5 protein-coding genes and 1 pseudogene are annotated in these 6,011 nt (G+C 38.8%); 4 read left to right on the top strand and 2 right to left on the bottom strand.

What is annotated here, in order from left to right:
- Window positions 1-1,698, bottom strand: a pseudogene (locus Q0M21_RS12335) (hypothetical protein); the annotation flags it as partial.
- Window positions 1,699-1,857: 159 nt separating this feature from the next.
- Here Q0M21_RS12335 and folE point away from each other — a divergent pair.
- The 4 genes from folE to lgt all read left to right on the top strand — a co-directional run bounded on the left by folE (window position 1,858) and on the right by lgt (window position 5,349).
- Window positions 1,858-2,529 carry a GTP cyclohydrolase I FolE gene (gene folE, locus Q0M21_RS12330; RefSeq protein WP_295338820.1) on the top strand — a complete coding sequence of 224 codons (672 nt, stop codon included), beginning with the start codon at window positions 1,858-1,860 and terminating at the stop codon, window positions 2,527-2,529.
- Window positions 2,530-2,636: 107 nt separating this feature from the next.
- Window positions 2,637-4,118 carry a cysteine--tRNA ligase gene (gene cysS, locus Q0M21_RS12325; RefSeq protein WP_295338817.1) on the top strand — a complete coding sequence of 494 codons (1,482 nt, stop codon included), beginning with the start codon at window positions 2,637-2,639 and terminating at the stop codon, window positions 4,116-4,118.
- 3 nt (window positions 4,119-4,121) lie between these two features.
- Window positions 4,122-4,364, top strand: coding sequence for a membrane protein insertion efficiency factor YidD (yidD, locus tag Q0M21_RS12320; protein ID WP_295338814.1), 243 nt, complete (start codon window positions 4,122-4,124; stop codon window positions 4,362-4,364).
- A 70-nt stretch (window positions 4,365-4,434) separates the two neighbouring features.
- Window positions 4,435-5,349, top strand: coding sequence for a prolipoprotein diacylglyceryl transferase (gene lgt, locus Q0M21_RS12315; RefSeq protein WP_295338811.1), 915 nt, complete (start codon window positions 4,435-4,437; stop codon window positions 5,347-5,349).
- 32 nt (window positions 5,350-5,381) lie between these two features.
- On the opposite strand, the gene Q0M21_RS12310 is transcribed toward lgt, so the two are convergent.
- The coding region (locus tag Q0M21_RS12310) for an RluA family pseudouridine synthase (RefSeq protein WP_295338808.1) at window positions 5,382-6,011 on the bottom strand (630 nt) is incomplete at its 5' end.

The following is a 6,011-nucleotide window of genomic DNA, read 5'->3' as shown; positions in this document are numbered from 1 at the left end:
AAACGTATAAGGCGCAGTACCATTAGCACCGGTAAAGGTTATGGTAGGACTTGTTGCATTTTGACAAACAGCAGTAGTTCCTGAAATTGTAGCAGTAGGCAATTGTCTTACTGTTACAGTAGCAGAACCTGACACTAATCTACCACATGTGGTTGTTGTATTTACAACGCTAACCAAAGAATAAGTAGAATTGACGGTTAAGTTAGGTGTAGTAACGGAATTTGTGCCTGTGGCATCTAAGACAATTGTTTGGTTGGTACCACCATCAACAGTGTAAGTCACGGTTGTATTGGGAGTACCATTGAAAGTGATTACAGTATTAGTCCCGGAACAAATGGTTGTACTACCAGAAATAGTTGCTGACGGTAATGGATTAACGACTAACTGAAAAGTAGTTGTTCCGTAAGTTAGCGGGTTAGCTACTTCTTCCATACGAACATAAATGGTTTGACCATTGGTTCCTACAACATTATTTGGACCAATTGCAGCAGTGTCATTATCAGCATCATTTTGGGACAAATGATAGGTCACGACATAATCTGCAGCTGAATTTGTTCCTAAAACTAAAGGTGTTTGCGGTGCAAAATTAAAAACAGCTGTACCACTACCCAAACTACTTTCACACAAGGTTAAAGTTGGCGGAGGATTTGGATTTGCAGTACAAGTTATAAAACTAATATCAAAAGGAAATGCAAACCTACAACTACTAATATTTGGATTTTCAACACCTATATAATATGTACCGGCAGTGGCATTGTATGCCCCTACAGTTGCTTGTGGTATTGACTGATCATCGTTAAGCGCTCCTGTTTCAGTAGTGTGAAAACTTACGGTAAAGTCACCCGGAGTTAAACCAGTTCCAGTAAAAATATTAGCAATCGCTTCATTCAAGTCGAAAACAGTCTGATTAGAGCATTGTGATAAATCAACAGGATCGTTAATACCCGGTCCTTGATCGTAAGAAACTGTAGCACTGGCTGTTGCATTCGCTACACACCCGGGCTTATTAACTACCACTGTATAGGTTCCTTCATCAACAACTGATATTGATTGTGTATTTCCCGGAATTGGTCCGTTAGGTCCTGTCCAGGCATAAGAGGTGGCACCATTGATGGTTGCAGTTAAAGTTGCAGCATTCCCTTCACAAATAACCTGACTTTCAAGCGATAAAGGACAAACAATATTACAATCGGTTCCTCCGGCTCCGGGTTGCCCTATGTTAGTTTGGGTTACAGTAATGTTACCAGCCTGTCCACTGTAATTGGTTAATAATACCACATAAATTTGTCCAACTTGAGCATTGGTTAAAGTGAAATTTTCAATAGCAGCAGCTGAAAAACTACAACTAACACTTGAATCCGGATTCAAATTCGTAGCGCCGCAAACAGGCGTGGCGAATGGCCCCCAAACAATGTAATCCACATCTATGGGATTCCCTCCATTGGTTGCTTGTGAAATTTGAAAACTAATGTTACCAGCCGTACTGATTTGCATGTAAAACCAAGCTGGGTTAGGTTGTGAACCCAAACATTCATAATTAATTCCTGTTTCTGTAGTAGTTCCGGTTGAATTAGGAAAAGTTAAACCTGAACCACCAGCGCAAAAAGCCGTTGATGAGGAACAATTGGCGCCTTGCGAAAAAATCGCTTGAATTGTGAACAAATTAATTACGAGTAAATAGTAGTAGATTTTTTTCATTACTAGTGACAATTTTTAAGGCACGAAATATACGTATTTTTAGCAAATTATTAACGTTGAAATCAAATAATTTCAAATATTAACAGTATTCAGCTGCTTTTAATTTTAATTATTTATCTTTGCTACTCGATTTTCAAACCCAAATTAATTGCGAATTTAATGACAAAAAACGTGGTAAACAATGACGAATTAGGTGAAAACCACATAGCTACAAGTGCTCAAAATCCGGTAAGAAAAGATGCCTTTGACCTAACCGATGAGCAAAAAATTGAAGCCATAAAAAAAGATGTTGAAAGTATTTTGACTACTTTGGGAATGGATTTGACCGATGACAGTTTGAAAGGCACTCCCAACCGAGTAGCCAAAATGTTTGTAAAAGAGATTTTCGGGGGGTTGAATCCTAATAAAAAACCAAGCTCATCTACCTTTCAAAACAATTACAAATACGGGGAAATGTTAGTAGAAAAAAACATCACAGTTTATTCTACTTGTGAACACCATTTACTACCAATTGTTGGAAGAGCTCATGTTGCTTATATCTCAAACGGTACAGTAGTAGGCTTGTCTAAAATGAACAGAATTGTGGATTATTTTGCCAAAAGACCACAAGTGCAGGAACGTTTAACCATGCAAATTGTTCAAGAACTTCAACGCGTTTTGAATACTGAAAATGTGGCTTGCGTAATTGATGCCAAACATCTATGCGTAAATTCCAGAGGTATTCGCGATATTGAAAGTAGTACCGTTACTTCGGAGTTTGGCGGAAAATTCAAGGATGAAATTACCAAACGTGAATTTTTAGATTACATCAGATTAGAAACTAGTTTTTAATAGCCCGGATTGCAGAGGAAATCCTTTTTTAAAAAACTACTTTTGTGAAACAAAGGGATTTTTAAAAAAAGATTACAACGTAAAGCCGGAAATAGCTCTTAATAAAAATGCAACTTTATAAAAATCATTCACTTAAAATTTACAACTCTCTTACGGGAGAAAAAGAACTTTTCAAACCGGTACACGAAGGCAATGTCGGGATGTATGTTTGCGGTCCAACGGTTTACAGCAATGTACACTTAGGTAATGTGCGTACTTTCATGTCGTTTGATATGATTTTCCGCTATTTGCTTCATTTGGGCTACAAAGTGCGTTACGTGCGTAACATTACCGATGTGGGTCACATAGTAGATGATGTGGATGACGGCGAAGATAAAATTGCCAAAAAAGCCCGAGTAGAACAGTTAGAACCGATGGAAATTGTTCAGCGATATACTGTTGATTTTCATGATGTTTTAAACCAATTCAACTTTCTACCGCCCAGCATTGAGCCAACCGCAACCGGACACATCATTGAACAGATTGAAATTGTAAAACAAATTATAGACAAAGGATTTGCTTACGAGTCAAACGGCTCCGTGTATTTTGATGTGCTGAAATTTAACGAAACCCATAATTACGGAAAATTGAGCGGCAGAAATATTGAGGAGATGTTAGCCAATACCCGTGACACCGATGGACAATCGGATAAAAGAAACCCGCAGGATTTTGCTTTGTGGAAAAGAGCCGAACCGGAGCACATTATGCGTTGGCCTTCGCCTTGGGGTGTTGGTTTTCCGGGTTGGCATTTAGAATGTACCGCTATGAGCACCAAATATTTAGGCGAAACATTTGACATTCACGGCGGCGGAATGGACTTGAAATTCCCGCACCACGAATGTGAAATCGCCCAAAACGAAGCTTGTACCGGTCACAGTCCGGTAAACTATTGGATGCACGCCAATATGTTGACGTTGAACGGTAAAAAAATGTCGAAGTCAACCGGTAACAATATTTTACCCAGCGAGATTTACAATGGAGGCAGTCCTTTTTTAAGCAAGGCCTTCTCGCCTAACGTGGCGCGTTTCTTCATGATGCAAGCGCACTATCGCAGCATCCTTGACTTTTCTAATGACGGAATTTTAGCGGCTGAAAAAGGATTTACCCGATTGATAGATGGCTTGGATTTGATTAAAGATTTGAAGCCGAATGCCGTTTCATCAATTGATATTGCCACTTGGAAGCAAAACTGTTATGAGGCGATGAACGACGATTTCAATACACCAATTTTAATTGCAAACTTGTTTGAAGGCATTAAGTATGTAAATTTGGTGAACGACGGCAAAGAAACCTTAACCGCTGCTGATATAACCATTCTAGGCGAAACCCTTAAAAATTTTACTTTCGATGTGTTAGGCATTAAAGATGAAAAAGCAGTTTCCAATCAAACGGATAAATTGGAAGGTGTGGTTGAAATGCTGATTAACATGCGATTGGAAGCCAGAGCTAATAAGAACTTTGCGCTTTCGGATCAAATTCGCGACCAATTGTCAGCCTTAGGCATACAGTTGAAAGACGGTAAAGAAGGAACAACTTTCAGCATTCAATAGTTTATGTTGAGAAAGATATTGATAGCACCATTATTATTACTGATTTGGTTCTACAAAATCGTCATTTCTCCTTTATTTCCGGCTACTTGTCGTTTTCATCCCACTTGTTCCACTTACTTCATAGAAGCCCTAAAAATTCACGGATTATTTTACGGCAGCTACTTGGGTTTTAAAAGAATTTTGAGTTGTCATCCGTGGGGAAAAAGCGGTTACGATCCGGTGCCGGAAAAGAAATGCTCTCATTAAACAGTTGGTATTTTTTTCTTAGTTAGAAACATTTAATTACTTTTACAGTAAAACCCCAAAATAGTAAATCATGATTTGGAATCCTTCAGAAGGTATTGATATTGGCTTTTTCACCATTCGTTATTACAGCTTAATGTTTGTTATTGCATTCGGTTTAGGCTGGTATATCATGAAAAAGATTTATGAAAGAGAAAACGAGTCGATTGAAAAATTAGACACTTTGTTTATATGGACTGTAATCGCAACGCTTTTGGGTGCCCGTTTGGGTCAAGTTTTTTTCTACGATTGGGAATACTTCCGAAACAATCCTACTGAGATTTTATTGCCTTTCAAATTTCATCCCGAATTTGAATTCACCGGTTTCCGTGGATTAGCCAGTCATGGTGCGGCCATTGCCATCATTATTGCGATGTATTTTTACAGCAAAAAAGTAATCAAAAGACCTATGCTTTGGGTGTTAGACCGCGTGGTAATTCCGGTAGCCAGTGGCGCTATTTTCGTGCGAATCGGGAATTTTTTCAACTCGGAAATCGTTGGAAATGTAACAGATTCGTCTTTCGGAATAAAATTCATCCGTGATTATTATTCGGCCAAAGATGTGCTGAACATTACCAAAATTCCCAATGTAAATGAGGCTTATCACGCCATCGCCACAGATCCGCAATATGCCGAGATATTAGCCAAAGTACCCATGAAACATCCGGCACAATTGTACGAAGCGTTTTTATACATCTTTGTCTTTTTTATACTGTTCTTTTTGTATTGGAAAACCAGAACGGCAGAAAAACAAGGTTTGTTGTTCGGTTACTTTCTGGTAATGTTATGGACGGTTCGTTTTATAGTGGAATACGTAAAAGAAAGCCAAGGAGGTATCGAAGAAAATTTCGGATTGTTAAGCACCGGACAATGGTTGAGTATTCCGTTTATACTGGTCGGCATCTACTACATCTTTATGGCTGAAAAGCCGATTGAAGATGATTTATAAAATAATAAAGTCCTGAATAATCAGGACTTTTTTTATGCTTCTTCGTCATTGACCTCCACATGAGATTTGGAGTAATTGCGCCATTTTTCGATACAATCTTTCATATCTTCAGGCAATTCGGTATCAAATCGCATGTATTCCTTAGTCACCGGATGTTCAAACCCCAATGTTTTGGCATGCAACGCTTGTCTTGGTAAGGTTTTGAAACAGTTGTCGATAAACTGTTTGTATTTCGTGAACGTTGTTCCTTTCAAAATCAAATCGCCACCATAGCGCGCATCATTGAATAACGTGTGACCAATGTATTTCATGTGCACGCGAATTTGGTGTGTTCTTCCTGTTTCTAATTTACAAGATACCAAAGTTACATAGCCAAATCGTTCTAAAACTTTATAATGCGTTACCGCGTGTTTTCCGACATCGCCTTCAGGATAAACGGCCATTTGCATGCGGTCTTTCATATGACGCGCAATATTACCTTCAATGGTGCCTTCGTCTTCTTTGACATTACCCCAAACCAGCGCGATATATTCTCTCTCGGTTGTTTTGTCTTCAAACTGTTTGGCCAAATGTGTCATAGCCGCTTCTGTCTTGGCAATTACCAATAAACCGGATGTGTTTTTATCGATGCGATGCACCAATCCGGGTCGTTCACTGGAATT

It is taken from the genome of Flavobacterium sp. (assembly GCF_024710485.1).
In the GTDB taxonomy this organism is placed as follows: Bacteria; Bacteroidota; Bacteroidia; order Flavobacteriales; family Flavobacteriaceae; genus Flavobacterium.
This window is presented reverse-complemented; position numbering and strand designations above follow the sequence as displayed.

Bases quoted from the DNA above. Each gene is read 5' to 3' on its own strand.
- folE (WP_295338820.1), top strand. From the start codon at position 1,858: ATGACAAAAAACGTGGTAAACAATGACGAATTAGGTGAAAACCACATA.
- yidD (WP_295338814.1), top strand. From the start codon at position 4,122: ATGTTGAGAAAGATATTGATAGCACCATTATTATTACTGATTTGGTTC.
- cysS (WP_295338817.1), top strand. From the start codon at position 2,637: ATGCAACTTTATAAAAATCATTCACTTAAAATTTACAACTCTCTTACG.
- lgt (WP_295338811.1), top strand. From the start codon at position 4,435: ATGATTTGGAATCCTTCAGAAGGTATTGATATTGGCTTTTTCACCATT.